This window comes from Rheinheimera sp. (assembly GCF_037442525.1).
Classification (GTDB): Bacteria; Pseudomonadota; Gammaproteobacteria; order Enterobacterales; family Alteromonadaceae; genus Pararheinheimera.
The window spans coordinates 625,325-649,062 of sequence record NZ_JBBIQD010000001.1; the positions used below are offsets into that span (position 1 = coordinate 625,325).

The 23,738-nt window shown below is 51.6% G+C and carries 20 protein-coding genes; 3 read left to right on the forward strand and 17 right to left on the reverse strand.

Annotated features, from left to right (window positions below; translation table 11 throughout):
* Nucleotides 1–13 precede the first annotated feature (13 nt).
* The 17 genes from accA to rpsB form a co-directional block, all read right to left on the reverse strand.
* Nucleotides 14–970: an acetyl-CoA carboxylase carboxyl transferase subunit alpha gene (accA, locus tag WKJ03_RS02930; protein WP_337840653.1), complete on the reverse strand. Its 957-nt coding sequence runs from the start codon at nucleotides 968–970 to the stop codon at nucleotides 14–16.
* Between the two features lie 14 nt (nucleotides 971–984).
* Entirely contained in the window at nucleotides 985–4,455 is a 3,471-nt protein-coding gene (gene dnaE, locus WKJ03_RS02935; protein WP_337840654.1) for a DNA polymerase III subunit alpha, read from the reverse strand.
* Entirely contained in the window at nucleotides 4,448–5,053 is a 606-nt protein-coding gene (gene rnhB, locus WKJ03_RS02940) for a ribonuclease HII (RefSeq protein WP_337840655.1), read from the reverse strand. The genes dnaE and rnhB overlap by 8 nt, the downstream gene beginning before the upstream one ends.
* The gene (gene lpxB, locus WKJ03_RS02945; RefSeq protein WP_337840656.1) at nucleotides 5,050–6,222 is read right to left on the reverse strand and encodes a lipid-A-disaccharide synthase; all 1,173 of its coding nucleotides are present in this window, start codon (nucleotides 6,220–6,222) and stop codon (nucleotides 5,050–5,052) included. Before lpxB ends, rnhB begins: the two co-directional genes overlap by 4 nt.
* Nucleotides 6,223–6,351: 129 nt before the next feature.
* Nucleotides 6,352–7,122 (reverse strand): acyl-ACP--UDP-N-acetylglucosamine O-acyltransferase, encoded by a 771-nt coding sequence (gene lpxA, locus WKJ03_RS02950; RefSeq protein ID WP_337840657.1) that lies wholly within the window; start codon nucleotides 7,120–7,122, stop codon nucleotides 6,352–6,354.
* A 1-nt stretch (nucleotide 7,123) separates the two neighbouring features.
* Nucleotides 7,124–7,576 (reverse strand): 3-hydroxyacyl-ACP dehydratase FabZ, encoded by a 453-nt coding sequence (gene fabZ, locus WKJ03_RS02955; RefSeq protein WP_337840658.1) that lies wholly within the window; start codon nucleotides 7,574–7,576, stop codon nucleotides 7,124–7,126.
* 18 nt (nucleotides 7,577–7,594) lie between these two features.
* Complete coding sequence (gene lpxD / locus WKJ03_RS02960) at nucleotides 7,595–8,641, reverse strand: UDP-3-O-(3-hydroxymyristoyl)glucosamine N-acyltransferase (RefSeq protein WP_337840659.1); 1,047 nt, start codon at nucleotides 8,639–8,641, stop codon at nucleotides 7,595–7,597.
* Complete coding sequence (locus WKJ03_RS02965; RefSeq protein ID WP_337840660.1) at nucleotides 8,641–9,159, reverse strand: OmpH family outer membrane protein; 519 nt, start codon at nucleotides 9,157–9,159, stop codon at nucleotides 8,641–8,643. Before WKJ03_RS02965 ends, lpxD begins: the two co-directional genes overlap by 1 nt.
* 25 nt (nucleotides 9,160–9,184) lie before the next feature.
* The gene (gene bamA, locus WKJ03_RS02970; RefSeq protein ID WP_337840661.1) at nucleotides 9,185–11,674 is read right to left on the reverse strand and encodes an outer membrane protein assembly factor BamA; all 2,490 of its coding nucleotides are present in this window, start codon (nucleotides 11,672–11,674) and stop codon (nucleotides 9,185–9,187) included.
* A 28-nt stretch (nucleotides 11,675–11,702) separates the two neighbouring features.
* On the reverse strand, nucleotides 11,703–13,055 hold the full coding sequence (gene rseP, locus WKJ03_RS02975) for a sigma E protease regulator RseP (protein WP_337840662.1): 1,353 nt from the start codon (nucleotides 13,053–13,055) through the stop codon (nucleotides 11,703–11,705).
* Complete coding sequence (ispC, locus tag WKJ03_RS02980; RefSeq protein WP_337840663.1) at nucleotides 13,055–14,248, reverse strand: 1-deoxy-D-xylulose-5-phosphate reductoisomerase; 1,194 nt, start codon at nucleotides 14,246–14,248, stop codon at nucleotides 13,055–13,057. Before ispC ends, rseP begins: the two co-directional genes overlap by 1 nt.
* Nucleotides 14,248–15,111 carry a phosphatidate cytidylyltransferase gene (locus WKJ03_RS02985; protein WP_337840664.1) on the reverse strand — a complete coding sequence of 288 codons (864 nt, stop codon included), beginning with the start codon at nucleotides 15,109–15,111 and terminating at the stop codon, nucleotides 14,248–14,250. Before WKJ03_RS02985 ends, ispC begins: the two co-directional genes overlap by 1 nt.
* Nucleotides 15,112–15,116: 5 nt before the next feature.
* On the reverse strand, nucleotides 15,117–15,884 hold the full coding sequence (gene uppS / locus WKJ03_RS02990; RefSeq protein ID WP_337840665.1) for a polyprenyl diphosphate synthase: 768 nt from the start codon (nucleotides 15,882–15,884) through the stop codon (nucleotides 15,117–15,119).
* Nucleotides 15,885–15,969: 85 nt separating this feature from the next.
* Nucleotides 15,970–16,527, reverse strand: coding sequence for a ribosome recycling factor (gene frr / locus WKJ03_RS02995; RefSeq protein WP_337840666.1), 558 nt, complete (start codon nucleotides 16,525–16,527; stop codon nucleotides 15,970–15,972).
* A 45-nt stretch (nucleotides 16,528–16,572) separates the two neighbouring features.
* Nucleotides 16,573–17,310: a UMP kinase gene (gene pyrH / locus WKJ03_RS03000; protein WP_337840667.1), complete on the reverse strand. Its 738-nt coding sequence runs from the start codon at nucleotides 17,308–17,310 to the stop codon at nucleotides 16,573–16,575.
* Between the two features lie 158 nt (nucleotides 17,311–17,468).
* The gene (gene tsf, locus WKJ03_RS03005; RefSeq protein ID WP_337840668.1) at nucleotides 17,469–18,341 is read right to left on the reverse strand and encodes a translation elongation factor Ts; all 873 of its coding nucleotides are present in this window, start codon (nucleotides 18,339–18,341) and stop codon (nucleotides 17,469–17,471) included.
* 105 nt (nucleotides 18,342–18,446) lie between these two features.
* Nucleotides 18,447–19,175, reverse strand: coding sequence for a 30S ribosomal protein S2 (gene rpsB, locus WKJ03_RS03010; protein WP_337840669.1), 729 nt, complete (start codon nucleotides 19,173–19,175; stop codon nucleotides 18,447–18,449).
* A 239-nt stretch (nucleotides 19,176–19,414) separates the two neighbouring features.
* Here rpsB and map point away from each other — a divergent pair, with 239 nt between their 5' ends.
* From map to dapD, 3 genes are read left to right on the forward strand one after another with little or no spacing between them, the layout of a single operon-like run.
* Nucleotides 19,415–20,206, forward strand: a complete 792-nt coding sequence (gene map, locus WKJ03_RS03015) for a type I methionyl aminopeptidase (RefSeq protein WP_337840670.1) — start codon at nucleotides 19,415–19,417, stop codon at nucleotides 20,204–20,206.
* Nucleotides 20,207–20,235: 29 nt separating this feature from the next.
* Nucleotides 20,236–22,860, forward strand: a complete 2,625-nt coding sequence (glnD, locus tag WKJ03_RS03020; protein WP_337840671.1) for a [protein-PII] uridylyltransferase — start codon at nucleotides 20,236–20,238, stop codon at nucleotides 22,858–22,860.
* A 4-nt stretch (nucleotides 22,861–22,864) separates the two neighbouring features.
* Nucleotides 22,865–23,689, forward strand: coding sequence for a 2,3,4,5-tetrahydropyridine-2,6-dicarboxylate N-succinyltransferase (gene dapD / locus WKJ03_RS03025; protein WP_337840672.1), 825 nt, complete (start codon nucleotides 22,865–22,867; stop codon nucleotides 23,687–23,689).
* Nucleotides 23,690–23,738 lie beyond the last annotated feature (49 nt).

Consider the following 23,738-nt stretch of genomic DNA (forward strand, 5'->3'; position numbering starts at 1 on the left):
TTTCCTTAGCTTGTCAGCAATAACCAAACGACATCAGGCGTTTATAGCGTTTGTCGAGCAACTCTTCAAGGCTGAGTTTTTCCAGCCGGTTTAAGTCGCGGATTAACGCCTGTTTCAGACTCTGAGCCATCTGGTCATGCGCACGGTGCGCGCCGCCCAAAGGTTCGCTGATAATATCGTCAATCAGGTTCAGCTCTTTTAAACGTGGTGCCGTAATGCCCATAGCGTCTGCGGCTAACGGGGCTTTTTCAGCACTTTTCCACAAAATAGAGGCACAGCCTTCAGGGGAGATCACTGAATAGGTGCTGTATTGCAGCATATTCACCTGATCACCCACACCAATGGCCAACGCACCACCCGAACCACCTTCACCTATCACAGTACAGATCACCGGCACTTTCAGGCCAGCCATCACTTTCAGGTTACGGGCAATAGCTTCACTCTGACCACGTTCTTCTGCACCTACCCCAGGGTAAGCACCGGGGGTGTCAATAAAAGTAACAATGGGCAATTTAAACCGTTCGGCCATTTCCATCATGCGTAGTGCTTTGCGGTAGCCTTCAGGTTTGGGCATCCCGAAGTTACGTTTGATTTTTTCTGCGGTGTCACGGCCTTTCTGGTGGCCAATCACCATCACAGTGCGGTCACCCAAACGGGCGGTGCCACAGACGATGGCCGGGTCATTGGCAAAAGTGCGGTCACCGGCAAACTCATCAAAGTCCGTAAAAATATGCTTGATATAGTCCAGTGTGTAAGGACGCAATGGATGACGGGCCAACTGCGCCACCTGCCATGGGCCCAGCTCAGAGAAGATCTTTTTGGTCAGAGTCAGACTTTTCTCTTTGAGTTTGGTGACCTCTTCTTCCAGGCCTATATCGTATTCACCGTTGCGGCTGACCTTGCGCAATTCTTCTATTTTGGCTTCAAGTTCCGCAATCGGTTGCTCAAACTCTAAATAATTCAGCATCATCGACTGTTACTACCTTAGTTAAAATCCAGTTGTATTGTTGCTAATTGCTTTAATTGATGCAACAAAGCGTCTGTGGGGGTCACCCACCATTCGGTTCCCAGTGCCAGCATCACTTCGCCTTCGTCGCGCTGGTAACGCAGTCGAACCGGCACTGTCCCTTGTTTAAATTCGGTCATCGCCTGCTGCAAGTGCGCTAAATAATCACCCTGCATTTGCTGGCTTTTCACAGTTAAGGTCAGGGATTTTAAGCACTTTTCCCTGGCAGCTATAATGTCCGTCACTTCGCGGCCGGTCATTGTAAGGCCGCCACTGAAATCATCAAAGCTGACCTGTCCCGACACCACCAATATTCTGTCTTTTTGCAGCAGATGCTCATAAGTTTCAAAAGGTTCGGGGAAAAAGCGTACATCCAGCCGTGCGGACTTGTCGTCCAGCGTCACAATGGCCCAGCGCCGGCCCTTTTTATTGATCATGGTACGCACTGACAGCACCAGACCTGCCGCATGCACTGTCTGGTCACGCCGGGTCGGTTGCATGTCCACCAGACGGCCCGACGCATAATGCGGCAGTTCAGCCAGATAACGGTTAATGGGGTGACCGGTTAAATACAGGCCCAGGGTTTCCCGCTCGCCTTCCAGCCAGACTTCATCCGGCCAGACCGGTACCTGCTTAAAGGCAGCCGCTGAATTCTCTGGCTCTGGCGCCATCAGGCCAAATAAATCGCTCTGGCCGACCGCTTCAGCTTTGGCCTGCTGCTCAGCCCCCCGCATGGCCTCTTCCAGAGTCGCCATCATCGCCGCCCTGTGTGGGCCTAACTTATCCATAGCGCCGGATAGAATCAGCTTTTCAATGACACGCCGGTTTAAGCGTTTTAAATCAACTTTGTTACAGAAATCGAACAGGTCAACAAATTTTCCATGCTGCTGCCGCGCTTCCAAAATGGCTTCCACCGGGCCTTCACCGACGCCTTTAATTGCGCCGATACCGTACACAATGTGGCCCAGCTCATTGACAGTAAATTTATACAGACCAGAGTTCACGTCGGGCGGGATCAGTTTGAGCTGCATGCGCTCACATTCATCGACCAGAGTGACGATTTTATCGGTGTTGTCCATATCGGCCGACATCACCGCCGCCATAAATTCCGCCGGGTAATGCGCCTTCATCCACAGCGTCTGGTACGACACCAGCGCATAAGCGGCGGAGTGTGATTTGTTAAAACCGTAACCGGCAAATTTCTCTACCAGATCGAAGATTTTCATCGCCAGCTCGGCGTCCACACCATTTTTGACCGCGCCATCGCGGAAGGTGTCACGCTGCTTGGCCATCTCTTCTGGTTTCTTTTTCCCCATAGCCCGGCGCAGCAAATCAGCGCCGCCCAGGGAGTAGCCCGACAACACCTGGGCAATCTGCATCACCTGCTCCTGATACAGAATAATGCCGTAGGTGGGTTCCAGAGTGGCTTTTAAGGATTCATGCTGCCAGGTGGCGTCCGGGTAGGAGATTTCTTCACGGCCACGTTTACGGTCGATAAAGTTATCCACCATGCCTGACTGCAGCGGGCCAGGCCGGAACAAGGCCACCAATGCAATCATATCCTCGAAGCAGTCAGGCTGCAGACGACGGATCAGGTCTTTCATGCCACGGGATTCCAGCTGGAACACCGCCGTGGTATCGGCCTTCATCAGCACGCTGTAACTTTTTTTGTCGTCCAGTGGAATGGTGTTGATATCCACCAGCGGCTTGCCTTCACGGCTCAGCCGCTCATTGGCCATATTGACGGCCCATTGCAAAATAGTCAGGGTGCGCAGGCCCAGGAAGTCGAACTTAACCAGACCGGCGTATTCGACGTCGTTTTTATCAAACTGGGTAACGGGGTTTTTGCCTTCGTCGTCACAATACAGAGGTGCGAAGTCGGTAATTTTAGTCGGCGCTATCACCACACCACCGGCATGTTTACCGGCGTTGCGGGTGACCCCTTCGAGCTGACGCGCCATATCAATCAGGTCTTTCACCTCACTGTCCGACTCATACAGCTCAGGCAGGCGCGGCTCTTCGATAAAGGCTTGCTCCAGTGTCATGCCCGGTGTTGGTGGCACCAGCTTGGAAATTCGATCAACAAAGCCGTAAGGATGGCCCAGAACCCGACCCACATCACGGATCACCGCTTTGGCCGCCATAGTACCGAAGGTAATAATTTGTGATACGGCTTCGCGGCCATACATGTCGGCCACATGTTCTATCACTTCGTCACGTCTGTCCATACAGAAGTCGACGTCAAAGTCGGGCATCGACACCCGCTCAGGGTTCAGGAAACGTTCGAACAGCAGATCAAATTCCAGCGGGTCCAGGTCGGTAATTTTCAGCGCATAAGCAACCAGGGAGCCGGCGCCCGAGCCCCGGCCAGGCCCCACCGGAATGTCGTTGTCTTTACTCCACTGGATAAACTCCATCACGACCAGGAAGTAACCGGGGAAGCCCATCTGGTTAATCACGTCCAGTTCAACCTGCAGACGCTCATCGTATTCACCACGCCGCTCAGCTCGCACCGCAGGGTCCGGAAACAGCTGAACTAACCGATTTTCCAGGCCTTCCCGTGATTTCATTACCAAAAAGTCGGCGTCGGACATACCGCCGGTCGGAAAAGCCGGCAGGAAGTATTCGCCAAGCCGGATGGTCACATTGCAGCGTTTGGCAATTTCTACCGAGTTCTGCAGTGCTTCCGGGATGTCGGCGAACAGCTGCTGCATTTCTTCAGCGGAACGTAAATACTGCTGCTCACTGTAATTTTTTGGCCGACGCGAATCTTCCAGCGTGTAGCCATCATGAATAGCCACCCGGATTTCATGGGCAGGAAAATCATCCGGGCTCAACATCACCACTTCGTTGGTGGCGACCACCGGCAGTTGCTCGCGCTCCGCCAGCGCCACCGCCATCTGAATATAAGTTTCTTCATCGGCACGGCCAGTGCGGATCAGCTCAAGGAAAAAGCGGTTCGGAAAATGCTGCCGGTAAAACTGCACCAGCGTCTCAGCCGACTGCGCATTGCCTTTAATTAAGGCCTTGCCCAGCGGGCCCTCTTTGCCACCAGACAGCAGGATCAAACCTGTGCTGTATTTTTCCAGCCAGTCGTGGTCAATTTGAGGTTTCCCCTGCACATGGCCGCGCAAATAGGCGTCAGACAACAACAGTGTCAGGTTGGCGTAGCCTTCGTTGTTGGCGGCAAGCACCAGTAAACGGCAGGCTTCATTCGGAAACAGCGGGTGTTGCACCCAAAAATCGGCCCCTACCAGAGGTTTGATGCCGGCCTCATGGGCGGTGCTGTAAAAACGCACCAGACCACACATATTCATCTGATCGGTCAGCGCCAGCGCTGGCATACCCAGCTTTTTCGCGGCGCTCACTATAGGTTTGATCTTTTTGATGCCATCGACCATCGAAAAGTCGCTGTGCACCCGTAAATGAATAAAAGCCGGTTCAGCCATGCATGGCCTCCAGCACGTCTCTGACCGGTTTGAAACTGCGTCTGTGTTCGCTGATCACACCATGCTGACGAATGGCCGCCAAATGTTCGGCCGTTGGATAACCTTTGTGACCGGCAAACCCATACTGCGGGTAGCGCTCCGCCAGTAGGGTCATTTCCGTATCCCGTGCCACTTTCGCCAAAATAGAAGCGGCGCTGATTTCAGGCACCAGCGCATCACCTTTCACCACAGCACTGGCGGGCATCACTAAGCCCTGCGGTATGCGGTTACCATCCACCAGCAGCCATTCAGGCTGAACGGATAATCCTTCAACAGCCCGGCGCATCGCCAGCATGGTGGCATGCAGAATATTCAGGCTGTCAATTTCATCGACTTCAGCGCGGCCCAGGCTCCAGCACAGCGCTTTGGCTTTAATTTCATCGACCAGCAACAGGCGTTTTTTTTCACTGAGCTTCTTTGAGTCGGTTAAACCGGCAATGGGCTGGTTCGGGTCCAGGATCACTGCAGCAGTGACCACAGCCCCCACCAAAGGGCCACGACCCACTTCATCGACCCCCGCAATCAGGCTGACGGCCGGTCTTTGGTAGAGCGCCTTCATGACTTGCGCTCCAGCAAAGTGGCGATGGCATTGGCAGCCTGGGTACTGGCGTCACAACGAATACGGTGATGCAAGGCAGTAAATGCCGATAACAGGGGCTGCCTCTGTTGTGGGTTCAGCCAGGGTTGCATTGCCTCTACCAGGTTTTGCACTGTGACCTGTTCCTGAAGTAATTCGGGTACCAGAGCTTGGTCTGAAAGCAAATTTGGCAAACTGAAAAATTTGAGTTTCACCAGGCGTTTCGCTATCTGGTGGGTCAGCCAGTTCAGTTTATAACCAACGACCATGGCTGTTTTCGCCAGCATGGCCTCCAGGGTTGCTGTTCCTGAAGCAATAAAGACCGCATCGGCAGCTGTCAGCACCCCGCGGGCTTTGCCAATTTCCAGCTGTACGTCAAGCTCTGGCGCGACCTGTGCTTTTATGGACTTAAAGAGTTCAGCTTTTTGTTCAGTCACCATATTACAGATCAGCTGTAACGCAGGCTGCTGCTGCTTCAGTTTGGCCGCCGCCTGCAGAAAATCGGCTGCCAGCAGTTTAATTTCATTGCCCCGGCTGCCCGGCATTAACGCCAGCACCGGCTGGTCTGGTAACAGGCCCAGTTCGGTTTTGGCCGCAGCTTTATCCGGATCCACCGGCATCTGGTCGGCCAGGGTGTGGCCAACAAAAGCACAAGGCACCTGATGTTGGTCATAAAAGGCTTTTTCAAAAGGCAACAGCGCCAGCACCAGGTCTGTGGCTTTGGCGATTTTAAAAATACGTTTTTGCCGCCAGGCCCAGACCGACGGGCTGACGTAATGCACAGTTTTCATGCCAGCTTCTTTGAGCTTCAGTTCAACCGGAATATTAAAGTCCGGCGCATCAATGCCAATAAACAGGTCCGGCTTTGCTGCCATCAGCCGCTGCAGTAGCTGTTTACGGACCTGCAATAAACGAGGTAAACGACCCAGCACCTCAACCAGCCCCATCACCGCCAGCTCTTCCATATCAAACCAGGCCGTAAAGCCCTGTGCTTTCATACGGGGGCCGCCGATGCCAAAAAATTCAGCATCCGGATACTGTTGTTTTAAAGCACGGATTAAATCAGCTCCGAGAATATCGCCTGAGTGTTCGCCGGCAACCAGCGCAATACGGCGCGGCGCTGTTGGTGGAAAAGAAATCTGTTCTGTCATGCGTTTGTCTGAGAAAGCAGTATTGGCTGCCTGTTCTGATCCTGATGAAAACTATCCTACCCTGATGCGCTGTGCTGGCGCCAGAGATTAAAAAGCCGGAGCAAGTCCGGCTTTTCTGCGCAGTGCAAACTAGCGGATAATACCGCGGCTGGAACTGGCAATAAAATCCGTGAATAACTTCACTTCAGCAAATTCTGCCGCTTTGTCTGCCAGGGCATCCAAGGCTTCCTGAACTGTTAAACCTTTGCGATACACCTCTTTATAAGCCCGGCGTACTTCCAGAATGGCATCGGCACTGAACCCCCGGCGTTTCAGTCCTTCAACATTGAGGCCAGCCGGCACCGCGTGGGAGCCGTGCGCCATCAGATAAGGCGGAACATCTTTCACCACGATGGAACCACCGCCAATAAAGCTGTGCGCCCCAATATGACAAAACTGATGGATACCGCTCATGCCACCTAAAATCACCCAGTCGCCAACATGCACATGGCCCGCAGCCTGGGCACCGCTGGCGAAAATGACATGATCACCAATCACACAGTCGTGCGCCACGTGAGTGTTATTCATAAACAGGTTGTTCGAACCAATACGGGTCACGCCCTGGTCCTGTACTGTGCCTCTGTGCACTGTGCAGTTTTCGCGGAACACGTTGTTATCGCCTATGACCAGCTCTGTTGGTTCGCCTTTGTACTTCTTGTCCTGGCAGTCTTCACCAATGCTGCTGAACTGGTAAAAATGGTTGGCTTTACCAATTTTGCTTGGCCCTTTGATGACCACATGGGATTCCAGCACAGTGTCATCACCAATCTCGACATTGGCCCCAATCAGACAAAAAGGCCCTATTCTTACGTTGTTTCCTATACGGGCAGAAGCATCAATCACAGCGGTTGGATGGATCATATTAAAGCTCTCTTCGGGCACACATCAGTTCTGCAGTACAAACAACCTGACCGTCCACTTTGGCCTCACCATAAAACTTCCATAAATTGCGGCGTTCTTTTAAAAACTTCACTTCCAGAATCATCTGGTCACCCGGCGTCACCGGCTTTTTAAAGCGGGCTTCGTCAATAGCAGCAAATAAATACAGTTCGTTTTCTGCTCTTTCACTGACGGTTTTAAAACCAAGAATACCTGTGGCTTGTGCCAGTGCTTCCAGGATTAATACGCCGGGGAAAATAGGCATGCCAGGGAAGTGCCCGGTAAAAATAGGCTCATTGATGGTGACGTTTTTGACAGCCGTTAAGGATTCGCCCGGTGTGTAATCCAGTACCCGGTCAATCAGCAAAAACGGGTAACGGTGCGGCAGTAAAGCCATGATCTCCTGGATTTCCAGGCTGTTAAGTTGGTTAGCCAAAATGAACCTCTTGTGTAGTTATTCGTCCTGAGGCGGAGCTGAACTCAGACGTTGTACCTGTTGTTCCAGTTCCCGCAGCTTCTGATACATCTGATCCAGTTGGCGAAAACGTACGCTGTTTTTCCGCCACTCCAGATTGCTGCTGGCCGGTGTGCCTGAGGAATAGATACCTTTTTCAGTAATGGACTTAATAATCATCGACATACCCGTGATTTGAACTCCATCACAGATGTCCATGTGACCATTAATAGCACAGGCCCCGCCGATAATGCAGTAACGCCCTATTTTAGTGCTACCGGCCACCACAGTACAGCCTGCAATAGCGGTATGGTCCCCAATCTGCACGTTATGGGCAATCTGCACCTGATTATCCAGGATCACATTATTGCCAATAAGGGTGTTTTCCAGCGCACCACGGTCAATGGTGGTATTGGCTCCAATTTCACAGTCATCACCAATCATCACAGTGCCGGTTTGCGGTATTTTCACCCAGCGGCCACGTTCATTGGCAAAACCAAAGCCATCAGCGCCTATCACAGCACCACTATGCACCAGGCAGTTTTTACCCAGTTGAACCCGATGATAGAGCGTGACATTGGGCCAGATTTTACAGCCAGCGCCAATTACCGCACCTTCGCCGATAAAGCAACCTGCGCCTATCTGCACATCCTCACCAATCACGGCACCAGCCGCAATCACCACATTGGCACCGAGCTGCACTGAATCAGGCACTATGGCGGTTGGGTCAATTTGAATGTTGGCAGCGCGGCCATAAGCCGCAGCCGGGGTTGAATCCAGCCACTGCGCTATACGGGCAAAAGCCACATAAGGGTCTTTCACCACTAAGGCATTCACCGGGCAGAATTCGAGATCCTCTTCTTTGATCAACACAGCGCCAGCTGTCGTTGCCTGCAGAAACTTGCGGTACTTGCTGTTGGATAAAAAACTGACTTGCCCAGAAGTGGCTTCTTCTAATGTGCCAACGGCACTTATCAGTGCCGTTGCATCCCCATGCAGCTGAGCGCCCAGGCGCTCAGCCAGTTCAGCCAGGGTAAAAGCTGTCATTATTTTGCTTTGCTCACCTGGTCGATCACCGCTTTAGAGATGTCGAATTCAGGTTTCACATGAACAGCAGCCTGAGAGCTTAAAATCAGGTCGTAACCGTCTTTGGCGGCAATGCCATCAATGGCATTTTTCACCAGACCCATCAGCTTGTTGCGCTCTTCGCCCTGACGACGACGGTAATCTTCGTCCAGAGGGCGAGCCAGTTGCTCGTAGTTCTTCATTTGCTTTTCCATTTCAGCCTGCAGAGTTTTCTTCTGCTGGTCATTCATGGTGGCGCCATCACGTTTCAGCTTTTCCTGGTTAAAGGCAATGTCTTTTTCCAGTTTCTGAACGTCAGCGATACGGCCTTCAAATTCCGCTTTCAGTGTGTTCTGGATGGTGGTGGTCTGAGGTAAACCAGACAGGATAGACTGAACATCTACAACACCAATTTTCATTTCTTTCGCCGCCGCTGTGCCGGCCATCATCAAACCAGCCAGCAACACTACTGCAGTTTTGGCAACGTTTTGCTTGAACATCTTGTTTCTTTTCCCTTCAAAATTTTTAGAATGTTGTACCAATATTGAAACTAAAGTTTTCTTGATCGTCACCGTCGTACTTTTTAATGATTTTCGCCAGACTGAAGGTCAGCGGGCCCATTGGTGAAATCCACTGTAAAGATACACCAGCCGTAGCCCGAATTAAACCAGGATCTGAGTAATCCAGCAGCTGTGGTGAATAAGTTGATGTGGCATAACGAGTTAAGCCAGTGTAGCGGTTTATATCGAACTCGGTATCCCAGACGTTACCGGCATCCACAAACAGACTGGTGCGGATCTGATTGACGTATTCCTCACCAACAAAAGGAGTTGGTGTGATCAGTTCCAGCGTCGCAATCGCCATGGCGTTACCGCCCATAGAGCGGGTCGACACATAATAACTGTCTTGCGACGGATCCGTGGGTAACCCAGAACCGCTGCCGCCCAGACTTGGCAAGCCAGGTACAGAATTCACCACACGATAAATTGCATGAGGGCCGATAATACGGGCTTCAAAACCTCGCAGGTTCTGTCCGCCGGCATAGAAGTTATCGGTAAATGGCAGCGTATAGTCGTAACCGTCTTTGTCACCATAACCATTGCCATACCCCAGTTCCAGCTTACTCAGGAAAGACCAGCGGTGGTCATTGCTGAGCGGAAAGTATTTGCGGGCTTCGAAGGTGGTTTTGTAGTATTGAAGGTCCGAATTCGGTGTAGTCACGCGGCCTGTTAATACCATTTCATGACCTGCTGTCGGGAATAAACCACGGTTCAGCGTGCTTTGCACCCAGGACGCGATCAGCTCATAGTTGGTAAATTTAAAGCCACCATCCGGATCGGTTTTATCCAGCAACACAGCACGGAAATGACGGTACTGATCCACTTCTGTCAGTGAGTTAATTTCGTTCACGGCATAGTTGGTACCGAAATTCAGCCGGTTGTATTCGTTGATTGGGTAACCAATACTGGCACCAAAGCCGTAACGCTTCTGTTTATAGGCTTCCAGGTTCGACGACAGACTGGTGTAGTCGGTGTCTGAGTAGAACACCTGGCCACCCAAACTGACACCATCCAGTGTAAAGTAGGGGTCTGTCACTGACAGACTGACCTGCTTGTTGTATCTGTTGGTACTCAGGTTAATACCAGCCGAGTTACCTGTACCAAAGAAGTTCTGTTGTTCGACGCCAATCTGGAACGACAAGCCCTGGAAATCGCCGTAGGCAATACCGGCATTAAAACTACCGGCAGGCTGTTCTTTGATGGTGTATTTCACATCGACGTTATCGTCCACGCCAGCCAGTGGTGTGGTTTCAAACTCAACTTTTTCAATATAAGGCAGACGCTGGATACGCTCTTTTGACAGCTCCAGGGCGTCGTTGGACAACCAGGCACCTTCCATCTGCCGCATTTCACGGCGCAGCACTTCGTCTTTGGTGGTGACGTTACCTGCCACGTTGATACGACGGACATAGACCCGTTTACCCGGGTCAACACTGATGGTCAACGCCACTTCTTTGGTGTCGTCGTTGATCGTCGGAATAGTGCGGACTTTGGAGTTCGCATAGCCAAAACGGGCCAGCAGCTTGGCGATGCTTTCTTCGGTGTAAGTGACCAAAGCACCGTTGTACAGCTGACCAGCTTTTAACGGCACCAGGGCTTTGATGAAGTCGTCCTGGCCTATTAAATCACCGACAAAATCGACACCGGTAATGGTGTATTTTTCACCTTCAGTGACATTCAGTGTTACGTACACAGAGGTTTTGTCTGTGCTGACCGACACCTGATTGGCATCAATGTTAAAGCGCAGGTAACCGCGGTCCAGGTAATAACTGCGGATCTTCTCAAAGTCGCCTTGCAGGGTTTGTTTCTGGTACCGGTCGGACGACAGGAAACGCCACCAGGGCAAGTCGTACATCGACTCGATATTGTTCAGTAACTCTTCGTCGCTGAACACTTCATTACCGACTATGTTGATCTGACGAACTGAAGCCGCATCACCTTCTTCAAACTCAATCTTCAGATTCACCCTGTTGCGAGGCAGGTAAGTGACGTTCATTTTCACTGTGGCGTTGTATTTACCCACGCCGTGATAGAACTCAGTCAGACCGTTTTCAACTTCTTTGATAATGGTTTTGTCGAGCGGCTCACCGACCACAATTTTCTGCCCGGTCAGGCTTTCGGTCAGTTGCTCTTCTTTGATGTCTTTGTTGCCATCAAATTCAATGTTATTGATGGTTGGACGCTCTTTCAGCCGGTAAATCACCGTATTGCCGTTGCGGTAAACCTGAATATCATCAAAATGACCTGCGGCATACAAGGTCTTGATACTACGGGATAACGTCGCTTCGGTGACAGTGTCACCAATGTTAAACGGCAAATTATTCAGTGCCGCCCCTAAAGCGACCCGTTGCAAACCTTCCACCTGAATGTCTTGCACGGTAAATGATTGTTCAGCGAGCACCGAGTTACTTAAGCCAGCAAGTAACATCGCAGCTACTAATCGTTTAATTGTCATTGTTTAGGACTACTTTTTGATTAGTTATTTACAAACGAGAAATATCGTTGAGCAGCGCAATTCCCATTAACGTCAGCAGTAACAGGCTTCCAATCCGGAAACCCAGTTCCTGCGCTTTCTCAGAGACAGGTTTACCCCGTATAAGTTCCAGCACAAGATACATTAAATGACCGCCATCCAAAATAGGCAGGGGCAGTAAATTTATCACCCCAAGGTTCACGCTAATCAGCGCCAGAAAAGATAAAAACGCAATAAAACCAATATCGGCGCTGCTGCCCGCCCCTTGAGCTATGGAAATGGGGCCACTTAAATGCTTCACAGAAATGTCGCCAAAAATGAATTTGCCGAGCATCGAAATGGTCAGTCGGATCAGTTGCCAGGTTTTTTCCATCCCTACCCAGACCGCCTCCAACGGGCCATACTGCTGCGTGAACTGCATATGCTCTGGCCAGGGCAGCACTGTAGGGCTGACGCCTAAATACCCCTGATGAAAACCATCAGCCGTTTCCCTGCTTTGTGGGGTCACATCCAGGGTCAGATGTTCGCCATCCCGCTCCAGGGTAAATTGAAGTAATTTATCCGGGTTATTCTGTACCTGCTGCACCAGAGCCTGCCAGCTGGCAACTGCTTGACCGTTAATGGCCAGAACAGTATCGCCAACCTGCATACCTGCCAGCTGCGCAGCAGAGCCTGGCTCCAGTTGACTGATTTTCGTCAGTACTTCGGGCCTTAATGGTTCAATACCCAAGCTGCCAAATACACTTTGTTTGTCCGGGTCAAACTGCCAGTGGGTTAAATCCAGTTGCACACTTTTCTGCTCGCCTTGTTCGGTTCGCACAGTCAGTTCAGCACTGCGTTTTCCAACGGCCTCAACCAGCAACAAGCTGACAGCACGCCAGTCTTCCGCTGTTTCGCCATTGACAGCAAGAATTTGCGATTTAGCCGGAACAGCGGCAGCGGCGGCCACTGAGTCCGGTGCCACCTGACCAATTACAGGGCGGATATTCGGCACACCGATGAGGTACATCAACCAAAGCAAAGCGATGGCAAATAAAAAGTTCGCCAGCGGGCCAGCCGCAATAATGGCCATACGCTGCCAGACCGTTTTGCTGTTATAGGTTAAATCCTGAAACTGGGGTAACACCGGGTCTGTGCGTTCATCCAGCATCCGCACATAACCGCCCAACGGAATAGCCGCAATCACATATTCGGTGCCCTGGCGGTCACGCCAGCTGTACAGGGCTTTACCAAAACCTATAGAGAAACGTTTGACCAGTACACCATTCTTACGGGCAACCCAGAAGTGGCCAAATTCATGCACTGTCACCAGGAGGCCAATAGCCACCACAAAACTCAGCAAGTTCCACAACAAATCAGACATCAGGGGTTCTCTTTAATCTTTTGGCGCACAAAAGCACGGGCTTCGTTATCCAGCTGCAAAATATGCTCAAGGCTGCTGGCTTTGACCGCAGCAAAGTGGTCCAGTGCCAGCGCATTAAAGCGGGCTATATCGGTAAAGCGGATTTGCCCGGCCAGAAAGGCTGCCACACTGATTTCATTGGCAGCATTCAGTGCTGTGGTCGCGCCCTGACCTGCCGCACAGGCCTGTTTGGCTAAATACAGACAAGGGTAACGTTGGTCACAGGGTTTAGCGAAACTAAATTCAGTCAAAGCAAAAAAATCCAACGCTTTGACCTGAGTGCTGATGCGCTGAGGAAAGGCCAGCGCATGCGCTATAGGGGTACGCATATCAGGTTGCCCCAACTGTGCCAGCACAGAGCCGTCGCTGTATTGCACCATAGAGTGAATAATGCTCTGCGGGTGGATCACCACCTGAATATCTTCAGGTTGACAGTTAAACAACCAGCGGGCCTCAATAAACTCCAGCCCTTTGTTCATCATGGTGGCGCTGTCGACTGAAATCTTCTGTCCCATGACCCAGTTCGGGTGCGCCACCGCCTGAGCCGGGGTGATGCTGTCAAACTCAGCCAAATCCTTATGCAAAAAAGGACCGCCACTTCCCGTCAGCAGCAGTTTGCTGATGCCATAATCTGCCAGTTGCTGATTGGCCGTATCTTGCTGCAAGGCGGCCGGTAAACACTGGAATATCGCATTGTGTTCGCTGTCGACAGGCAACAAGGTAGCGCCATGTTGTTTTACTTTCTGGATAAACAGCTCACCCGTCATCACCAGCGCTTCTTTGTTGGCCAGCAATACAGTTTTACCCTGCTCCACCGCCGCTAAGGTCGGCAACAAGCCGGCCGCACCGACAATAGCGGCCATCACAATGTCAACTTGTGGGTGAGCAGCCAGTTCTGACAAAGCCACAGCCCCACTCAGTACTTCAGTCGAAAGGCCTGCATCCAACACCGCCTGTTTCAGCAAAGTGGCTGCATTGACGTCCGTCATCACAGCGTAAACAGGCTGAAACTGGCGAATTTGTTCAAACAGCTTTGGCCAGTTTTGGGCAGCTGTCAGGCCAAAGACTGTGTACTGCTCAGGGTAAGCCGCCAGCACATCCAGGGTGTTGCAACCTATTGAGCCTGTTGCGCCTAAGATCAGCACCGTGCGCATCAGGCAAAACCTCCGAGCAGTGCCAGCAATAAAGCATAAAGCGGCGCAGTGGCCGTCAGACTGTCAATCCGGTCGAGAATGCCACCATGGCCCGGAAAGATACTGCCACTGTCTTTTAAGCCCGCGACCCGTTTAAACATACTTTCAGACAAGTCACCAAACACGGAAAGCAGCGTCAGTAACAGCGCCGCCAGATACCAGGTCAGGGTTTGTTCCGGCCAGCCAAGGTAGGCAGCCACGCCAGTGACCAGCAACAGCACCATGGCAAAACCACCGGCCATACCTTCCAGGGTTTTACCCGGACTGACGGCGGGTAATAATTTGTGTTTGCCAAAAGGCTTACCGACCAGGTAGCCGCCTATATCAGCCGCCCAGACGATGCCGAGCAACAGAAAAATCAGCCAGGCACCTGTGTAGCTGTCCTGATAATAATTCACTGAACGTACCAGCAACACCGCAGTCCAGGCAGGCACCAGCGTAAACCAGCCCATCAGCGCACGTCGAAGATGGCCTTTGCCCCAACTGGCGCTGCTTTTTGGAAAACTCAGCACCAATAACACTGCGACCAGCCACCAGAGCACCCCAAGGCCCAACATCAGCGAACTCAGATTGTCCATTTGCACAGGCCAATACGGGGTTGCAGGTAAGGCCAGATAAAGCCCCAGCATACTCAGCGCAATCAGGCTGCAATACAGCAACTGGCTGCTCAGCTTGCGGTAACCACAAAACAGACTCCATTCCCAGGCACCAATCAGAAAGGCGGCGGAAATAAATATGGCAAAATAAGGCAGGGGTAAAAAGAATACGGCACAAAGCGCCAAAGGCGCCAGCACCAGGGCAGTGATCACTCGTTGCTTAAACAAAGTTGTTATCCTTGTATCGAGCGCATAGCCAGCTCACGGATCTGGGCACCGGTGCAACCAAAACGCCGTTCCCGGCAGGCAAAGGCTGCTAACGCCTCAGAAAACACCTGCTCGTCAAAATCCGGCCACAAAGTGTCAGTGAACCAGAGCTCCGCATAAGCAGCCTGCCACAGCAAAAAATTGCTGATGCGGATGTCACCGCCTGTGCGGATCAACAAATCGAGCTCTGGCTGGTCAGCCATCTGAACGAATTGTCCCAACTGCTGCTCAGTGATTTGCTCCGGGCTCAATTGCCCTTCGGCAACCTGACGGGCCAGCTGCTGAGCCGCATTCACCATATCCCAGCGCCCGCCATAATTGGCAGCCACATTCAGGGTTAAGGCGGTATTGCCGGCGGTAAGCTGTTGCGCTTCTTTAATATGTTGTTTTAGTTTTTCGCTAAATGGTGACAAGTCACCAATAATGTTCAACCGGACATTGTTTTTGTGCAGGCTTTTGGCTTCCTGCTGCAAAACCAGTAAAAACAGCTGCATTAAACCCGACACTTCATCTTCCGGACGACGCCAGTTTTCGCTGCTGAAGGCAAATAAGGTCAAAGAGCGGATGCCCAGTTTACGGCAAAAGCTGACTGCCCGCCGCACCGCGTCCACCCCTTTTTTATGACCCCAGACCCGCGGTTTACCCTGCCGCTCTGCCCAGCGTCCGTTGCCGTCCATAATAATGGCAACATGTTGTGGCAAGGCATGTTCTAATGCCTGTTGCACCTCTGTCATTGAATACTGACCTTATAACCGCAATAAAAAACGCCGCGAAGTGTTGCTCCCACGGCGCTTGTTTCACCAATTGGTCTATGACCAATTAAACTTCCATCAGTTCTTTTTCTTTTGCAGCCAGAACTTCATCGACCTTTTTTACCCACAGGTCGGTAATTTTCTGGATCTCGTCTGATGCACGACGCTCATCATCTTCACTGATTTCTTTGTCTTTTAACAGCGCTTTTAAATCTGCATTGGCATCACGGCGGATATTACGTACAGCAACACGGGCGCCTTCCGCTTCACCACGTACCACTTTCACCAGATCTTTGCGACGCTCTTCAGTCAGCGGCGGCAGAGGAATACGCATGGTGGTGCCAGCACTCACCGGGTTCAGGCCTAAATCAGACATCAGAATGGCTTTTTCTACCGCCTGGATCAGGCTTTTATCAAAGACGGTAATCATCAGGGTACGGGCGTCTTCCACTGAGACGTTGGCGCACTGGCGCAGTGGGGTATCAGCACCGTAATAAGACACCTGGATGCCATCCAGCAAGCTTGGGTGAGCACGACCGGTGCGAATTTTGGAAAGTTGATTCTTCAGCGCGTCCACGCTTTTTTCCATCCGGGTTTTGCTGTCTTGGAGAATATCGTTAATCACTTTGGCTATTCCTTAATTCTGCTTCACCAAAAAATGGCGGTCAGTTTACTGTAATTTTTCGGCGTGGTCGATCACTGTGCCTTCTTCTTCACCCAGTACCACACGTTTCAGTGCGCCCGGAGTGTTCATATTGAAGACCCGAATTTGCAGGTTATGGTCACGCGCCAGCGTAAAAGCGGCTAAATCCATCACTTTCAGCTCCTTTTCCAGAACTTCTGTATAAGTCAGCTTGCTGTACATAGTGGCAGCAGGGTCTTTCACCGGATCAGCCGAATACACACCATTGACCTTGGTCGCTTTTAATACGGCGTCGGCTTCAATTTCGATACCACGTAAACAAGCCGCAGAGTCCGTGGTAAAAAACGGGTTGCCGGTACCGGCAGAGAAAATCACCACCCGGCCGGATTTCAGCAGGCTGATGGCTTCGGCCCAGTTGTAGTCATCACAGACGCCATTCAGAGGAATAGCTGACATCAGGCGGGCGTTGACAAAAGCACGGTGCAGCGCATCACGCATCGCCAGACCGTTCATCACAGTGGCCAGCATACCCATATGGTCACCGACCACCCGGTTCATGCCAGCTTTAGCCAGGCCTTCACCACGGAAAATATTACCACCACCGATCACAATGGCAACCTGAACACCCAACTCCACCAGTTCTTTAATTTCTGTGGCCATCCGGTCCAGCACTTTGGGGTCGATACCAAAGCCTTCTTCCCCCATCAGGGCTTCGCCGCTCAGCTTTAACAGTATTCTTCTATAGGCTGGTTTTGGATTGCTCATGGAGTCCTCTTCTTCTCTGTTGTTAGATATCCGGTGTCGGTTTTCAGCGCAGGCAGTGAGGGCCTGGCTTTTCTATCTTTGGATAAAAGAAAACCGCGACGGCGCTTGGCGCGGTCGCGGTTATTCTAGCTGGTTTCGAAGTATTGCTAAAGCAGCAATTACTTCTTGGCAGCAGCGATCTGAGCAGCTACTTCGGCAGCGAAGTCAGTTTCCTGCTTCTCGATACCTTCACCTACTTCCATACGGATGAAGCTGGTCGCTTTCGCGCCATTTTGCTTCAGGAATTCACCCGTAGTGATGGCTGGATCTTTCACGAACGGCTGACCGGTCAGAGAGACTTCGCCGGTGAACTTGGTCATACGACCAGCAACCATCTTCTCAGCGATTTCTTTTGGCTTGCCGCTGTTGATCGCGATTTCAATCTGAATTTCCTGCTCTTTGGCAACAACTTCAGCTGGCACGTCTTCTGGCGTCAGGTAAGATGGGTTGTTCGCAGCAACGTGCATAGCCACGTCTTTTGCGATCTCTTCGTTACCGCCTTCCAGTACAGTCAGAACACCGATACGGCCTGAGTGGATGTAAGAACCGATCACGGCGCCTTCAACCAGGTTGATACGACGGATGTTGATGTTCTCACCGATTTTAGCGACCAGAGTAGCGCGGGTTTCTTCCACAGTAGCTTCGCCTAAAGAAGCAGCGTTGATGGCGTCTACAGTCAGCAGTTTGTTGGCGTGAGCCAGATCTGACACTGCGTTAGCGAACGCCAGGAAGCTGGCATCACGGGCAACGAAGTCAGTTTCACAGTTGAATTCGATAGCAATACCGAAGCCGTTACCAACGCGGGTCAGTACCACACCTTCAGCAGCAATACGGCCAGCTTTCTTGGCAGCTTTAGCCTGACCATTTTTACGCATCAGTTCGATGGCCGCTTCGATATCACCAGCGGTTTCTTCCAATGCTTTTTTACAATCCATCATGCCAGCGGCGGTGCGCTCGCGTAATTCTTTTACTAAGGCAGCTGATACGGCCATGGGAATTCCTCGCAAAATTTGGGATAAACAAACAGGGGCTTGCGCCCCCGTGAGCATATAAATGCCAGATGCCGCCTTTATGACAAAGGCGGCAATTCACTGCAATTATTCAGCAGCGACGAAAGTTTCGGCTTCAGCCTGAACTTCGATGTTTTTGCTGCGACCTTCAGCGACGGCCTGGTTGACAACACCCAGGTATAACTGGATAGCGCGGATCGCGTCATCGTTACCAGGGATTACAAAATCAACGCCTTTTGGATCTGAGTTGGTATCAACTACAGCAACGACAGGGATACCCAGGTTGTTGGCTTCTTTGATGGCGATGTGCTCGTGGTCAGCGTCGATCACGAACAGAACGTCAGGCAAACCGCCCATATCTTTGATACCGCCTAAGCTCTTTTCCAGCTTGTCCATCTCGCGGGTACGGTCTAAAGCTTCTTTTTTAGTCAGCTTGTCGAAAGTACCGTCCTGGCTTTGCGCTTCCAGGTCTTTTAAACGCTTGATTGACTGACGAACAGTTTTCCAGTTAGTCAGCATACCGCCTAACCAGCGGTGGTTGACATAGTACTGGTCAGATTGCAAAGCAGCTTCTTTGATTGCTTCAGAGGCAGCACGCTTAGTACCAACAAACAGGATTTTGCCTTTCTTCGCAGCCACTGACTGGATGAAAGCCAGAGCGTCGTTCATCATAGGAACAGTTTGTTCCAGGTTGATGATGTGAACGCGGTTACGGGCACCGAAAATGAACGGCTTCATTTTTGGGTTCCAGTAACGGGTTTGGTGACCGAAGTGTACGCCCGCCTGGAGCATATCGCGCATAGAAACTTTTGCCATTTAGAATAGTCCTCTAATGGGGTTGGGCCTCCATACATCCCATAGAGCCGACCGTTACGCTTGGCGTATTGGCACCCCGGCTTATGTGTCGATGTATGTGTGTTATTTAATTCGCGGCAACTTTGCCGCAGTTATGCAACTGACTCACCGAATCCGATTTGCCAAATTGCGGCGCGCTTTATACCATATGCCCCCTTGAAACACAATCCATTGTGTAATTTTGCAGCAGAGAGAACCCCATGGCCGCCACCATCAAAACCCCGGATCAAATTGAAAAAATGCGTGTCGCTGGTCGTCTGGCCGCCGAAGTGCTGGAGATGATTGAGCCGCATGTGGTGGCTGGCGTCACCACAGAAGAGCTGAACCGGATTTGCCACGACTATATCGTCAATGTGCAACAGGCCATTCCTGCCCCGCTGAACTACCATGGGTTTCCAAAATCTATTTGTACCTCAGTCAACCATGTCATTTGTCACGGCATTCCGTCCGACGATAAAAAACTGAAAGACGGCGACATTATCAATATTGATATCACGGTCATTAAAGACGGTTACCACGGCGATACCTCCAAAATGTTTGTGGTTGGCAAACCAAGCATTCTGGCCGACCGATTAATTAAAGTGACGCAGGAATGCCTGTACCTGGGTCTGAAGAAAGTGAAAGATGGCGCCCGTTTGGGCGATATTGGCCATGTGATCCAGCAACACGCCGAAAAACACAGCTACTCAGTGGTGCGCGAATACTGCGGCCACGGCATTGGCGCCACCTTTCATGAAGACCCGCAGGTGTTGCACTACGGCCGTCCTGGCACAGGTGAAGTATTAAAAGCTGGCATGACCATTACCATAGAGCCGATGATTAACGCGGGTCAACGCCACAGCAAATTGATGAAAGACGGCTGGACGGTTATCACCAAAGATCGTAGTTTATCTGCGCAGTTTGAACACACCATTCTGGTCACTGAAACCGGCTGCGAAGTTCTGACCTTACGTCAGGACGACACCATTGAACGGATCCTGACCGCCAGCTGACCCTCTGGCGGCAATGATGAGGTAAAGCGATGAATATGGCATTGGCATTCAACAAGTCTTTACCTGCCAGCTGCAGCCTGGACAGCTACAAAAAGCATTTTGCCGACTTTAACGACTGGCTGAAAGTGGCCTTTGAGCACCAGACCATCGCCAGTCTGGTCAAAGCCCGTGCCCGTTTTGTCGACGACGCCTTATGCGCACTCTGGCAACATTTTGGTCTGTCCAAACACAAACACTATGCGCTGATTGCCGTCGGCGGTTATGGCCGTGGCGAGCTGCACCCCTGCTCAGACATCGACTTATTGCTACTGACTGAAAGCCGGCCCAACGCGCAGCAGCAAGAGCAAATCAGTCAGTTTATTACCCTGCTGTGGGACTTACGGCTGGAGGTCGGCCACAGCGTACGCACTGTGAAAGAAACCGTCAGTCTGGGTAAAGATGACATCACCATAGCCACCAACCTGATGGAAATGCGCCTGTTGACCGGCAGTAAAGAGCTGTTTGCTGAGTTGCAACAACAGATCAGTAAAGACAGTTTCTGGAGCTCACAAAAGTTCTTTCAGGCCAAACGCGATGAGCAGCAGCAGCGCCATGCGCAGTACCATGGCACCGCCTATAACCTGGAACCGAATTTAAAAGCCAACCCGGGAGGCCTGCGCGATATCCAGACCATTGGCTGGGTGGCGAAAAAACACTTTAATACCCGCACCATGCGGGAGCTGGTGGCTTATCAGTACCTGACTGAAGATGAATACCAGGAACTGATGGAGTGTGAGGCCTATTTATGGCAAATGCGTTTTGCGCTGCATGTTGAATCGGGCCGCAACGAAAACCGCATTTTGTTTGATTACCAGCCAGCGGTCGCGCAGCGGCTGGGCTTTGGTGATGATGGCAAAGCCTCGGTTGAGCGCATGATGAAGCGTTTCTTTCAGACAGTGCAGCGCGTTACCGAGCTGAACGACATGCTGCTGCAGCACTTTGAAGTCAGCATTCTGAACAGCCACGCCAAGTTTAAGCAATTGAAACTGGACGACTATTTCGAGCTGGTCGGCCCGCTGATCCGTGCGACCGACAACGCCGTCTTTGCCCGGCGCGAAAACATTCTGCGGCTGTTCTGGCATATTGCCAATAACTCCAACATCACCGGTATTCACTCAGACACCATTCGTTTGTTACGCCTCGTACGCCGCCGTCTGATGGGCGATTTGCAGGATTATGAAGCCTGCCGCCAGTTATTCCTCACCATTATGCGCCACCCACGTGGCATGGACAGAGCCATTACCCTGATGCACCGTCACGGTATTCTGGCGGCTTACCTGCCTGCCTGGCGTAACATTGTCGGCCAGATGCAGTTTGATTTGTTCCATGCCTATACGGTGGATGAACACACCCACAGGGTGCTGAAAAACCTGTACCGCTATAGCCAGGCGGGTTTTGAAAACGAATTTCCGCTCTGCACTGAAATTGTCAAGCGGATGGAAAAACCCGAGCTGTTGTACCTGGCCGGCATTTTCCATGACATCGCCAAAGGCCGCGGTGGTGACCACTCCGAGCTGGGTTCTCTGGACGCCCGGGAATTTGGCAAGCTGCATAAACTAAGCGACTTTGACAGCAAACTGCTGGCCTGGCTGGTGGAAAGCCACTTGCTGATGTCGGTCACTGCGCAGCGTCGCGACATTCATGACCCTGCAGTGATTGCAGAGTTTGCTGAAAAGGTGCGTGACGAGACGCGGCTGAACTACCTCTATTGTCTGACACTGGCCGATATCCGCGCCACCAACGACAATTTGTGGAACGACTGGAAAGGGTCTTTGCTGCGCGAGCTGTTCCTCGGCACCCAAAAAGCGCTGCGCCGTGGCCTGGAAAAACCTATAGATCTGCGTGATTTAATCCGAGAAAATCAGGCCGAGGCCATGAAGCTTCTGCAAAAACAAGGCTTCACCGAACATGAAGTGCTGAACCAGTGGAGCCGTGTCAAAGCCGACTACTTTGCCCGCTACAGTCCGAAACAAATTGTCTGGCATTCTGAACATATTCTGCGTCACAAAGACCCGAAAGAGCCTTTGGTGCTGGTGGATAAAACGCCCTACCGTGGCAGCACCCAGGTCTTTGTTTACACGCCGGATCAGGAAGGCTTGTTTGCCCGCTTGGTGGCGGCGCTCGACAGCAAAAAGGTCACCATTTACGACGCCCAGATCATGACCAGCAAAGATGGTTATGCCATGGACACCTTTGTGGTACTGGAGCAAAACGGCGAACCAGTCACCTCGCCTTCCCGCCTGCAAAGTTTAAAACGGGCGCTGGAAACTTTTATTCAGGGTAAAGGCACAACCAGCCATGGCAAACAACGGCTGTCGCGCCAGATGCGCTCTTTTACAGTGCCACCCAAAGTGGTGTTCTTACCGGCTCAGAACAAACACCGCACCATGCTGGAAATTACTGCTTTGGATATGCCGGGCTTGCTGGCCAATCTGAGTGCGGTATTTCAACAATGTGAGGTCAGCATTCATGCGGCCAAAATCACCACCATTGGGGAAAAAGCTGAAGACTTTTTTATGATTTCTACCCGCCAGGATCAGGCGCTGGATGCCGAGCAACAAGCCCGGCTGCGTCAGGTGCTGGTCGAGCAATTAACTCCACAGACTGAGGACTGATATTTTGACAGAGTTAAAAAGCATCATTGAAACCGCCTTTGACAACCGTATGGCCATTACGCCAGCAACAGTCACGGCAGAAGTGAAAAACGCCGTGATGCAGGCCATTGAGTTACTGGACAGCGGCAAAGCCCGGGTGGCGGAAAAAATCGCCGGTGAATGGGTTACCCATCAGTGGCTGAAAAAAGCCGTGTTGTTGTCGTTTCGTATCAATGACAACCAGGTGATGGACGGGGCCGAAAACCGTTTCTTCGACAAAGTACCAATGAAATTTGCCGATTATAGCCATGAACGTTTTGTCGCCGAAGGCATGCGTGTGGTGCCACCGGCCGCAGTGCGTAAAGGCAGCTTTATCGACAAAAACGTAGTGCTGATGCCCTCTTACGTCAATATCGGCGCTTATGTTGGCGAAGGCACTATGGTGGACACCTGGGCCACTGTCGGTTCCTGTGCTCAAATCGGTAAAAACGTCCATCTGTCTGGTGGTGTGGGTATTGGTGGCGTGTTAGAGCCGCTGCAGGCCAACCCAACTATTATTGAAGACAACTGCTTTATCGGTGCCCGCTCTGAAGTGGTGGAAGGCGTGATAGTGGAAGAAGGCGCCGTCTTGTCTATGGGAGTCTATATCAGCCAGTCCACCCGTATTTATGACCGTGAAACCGGTGAAATCAGCTATGGCCGGGTGCCTGCAGGTGCTGTGGTAGTGCCTGGTTCTATCCCGTCCAAGGATGGTTCACACAGTCTGTATGCCGCTATTATCGTGAAAAAAGTAGACGCACAGACCCGCGCTAAAGTCGGCATTAATGCCCTGTTGCGCAGTGTCGAATAACAGCCTGAGCCGCTGACAAAAAAGCCAGCTATTGACGCTGGCTTTTTCG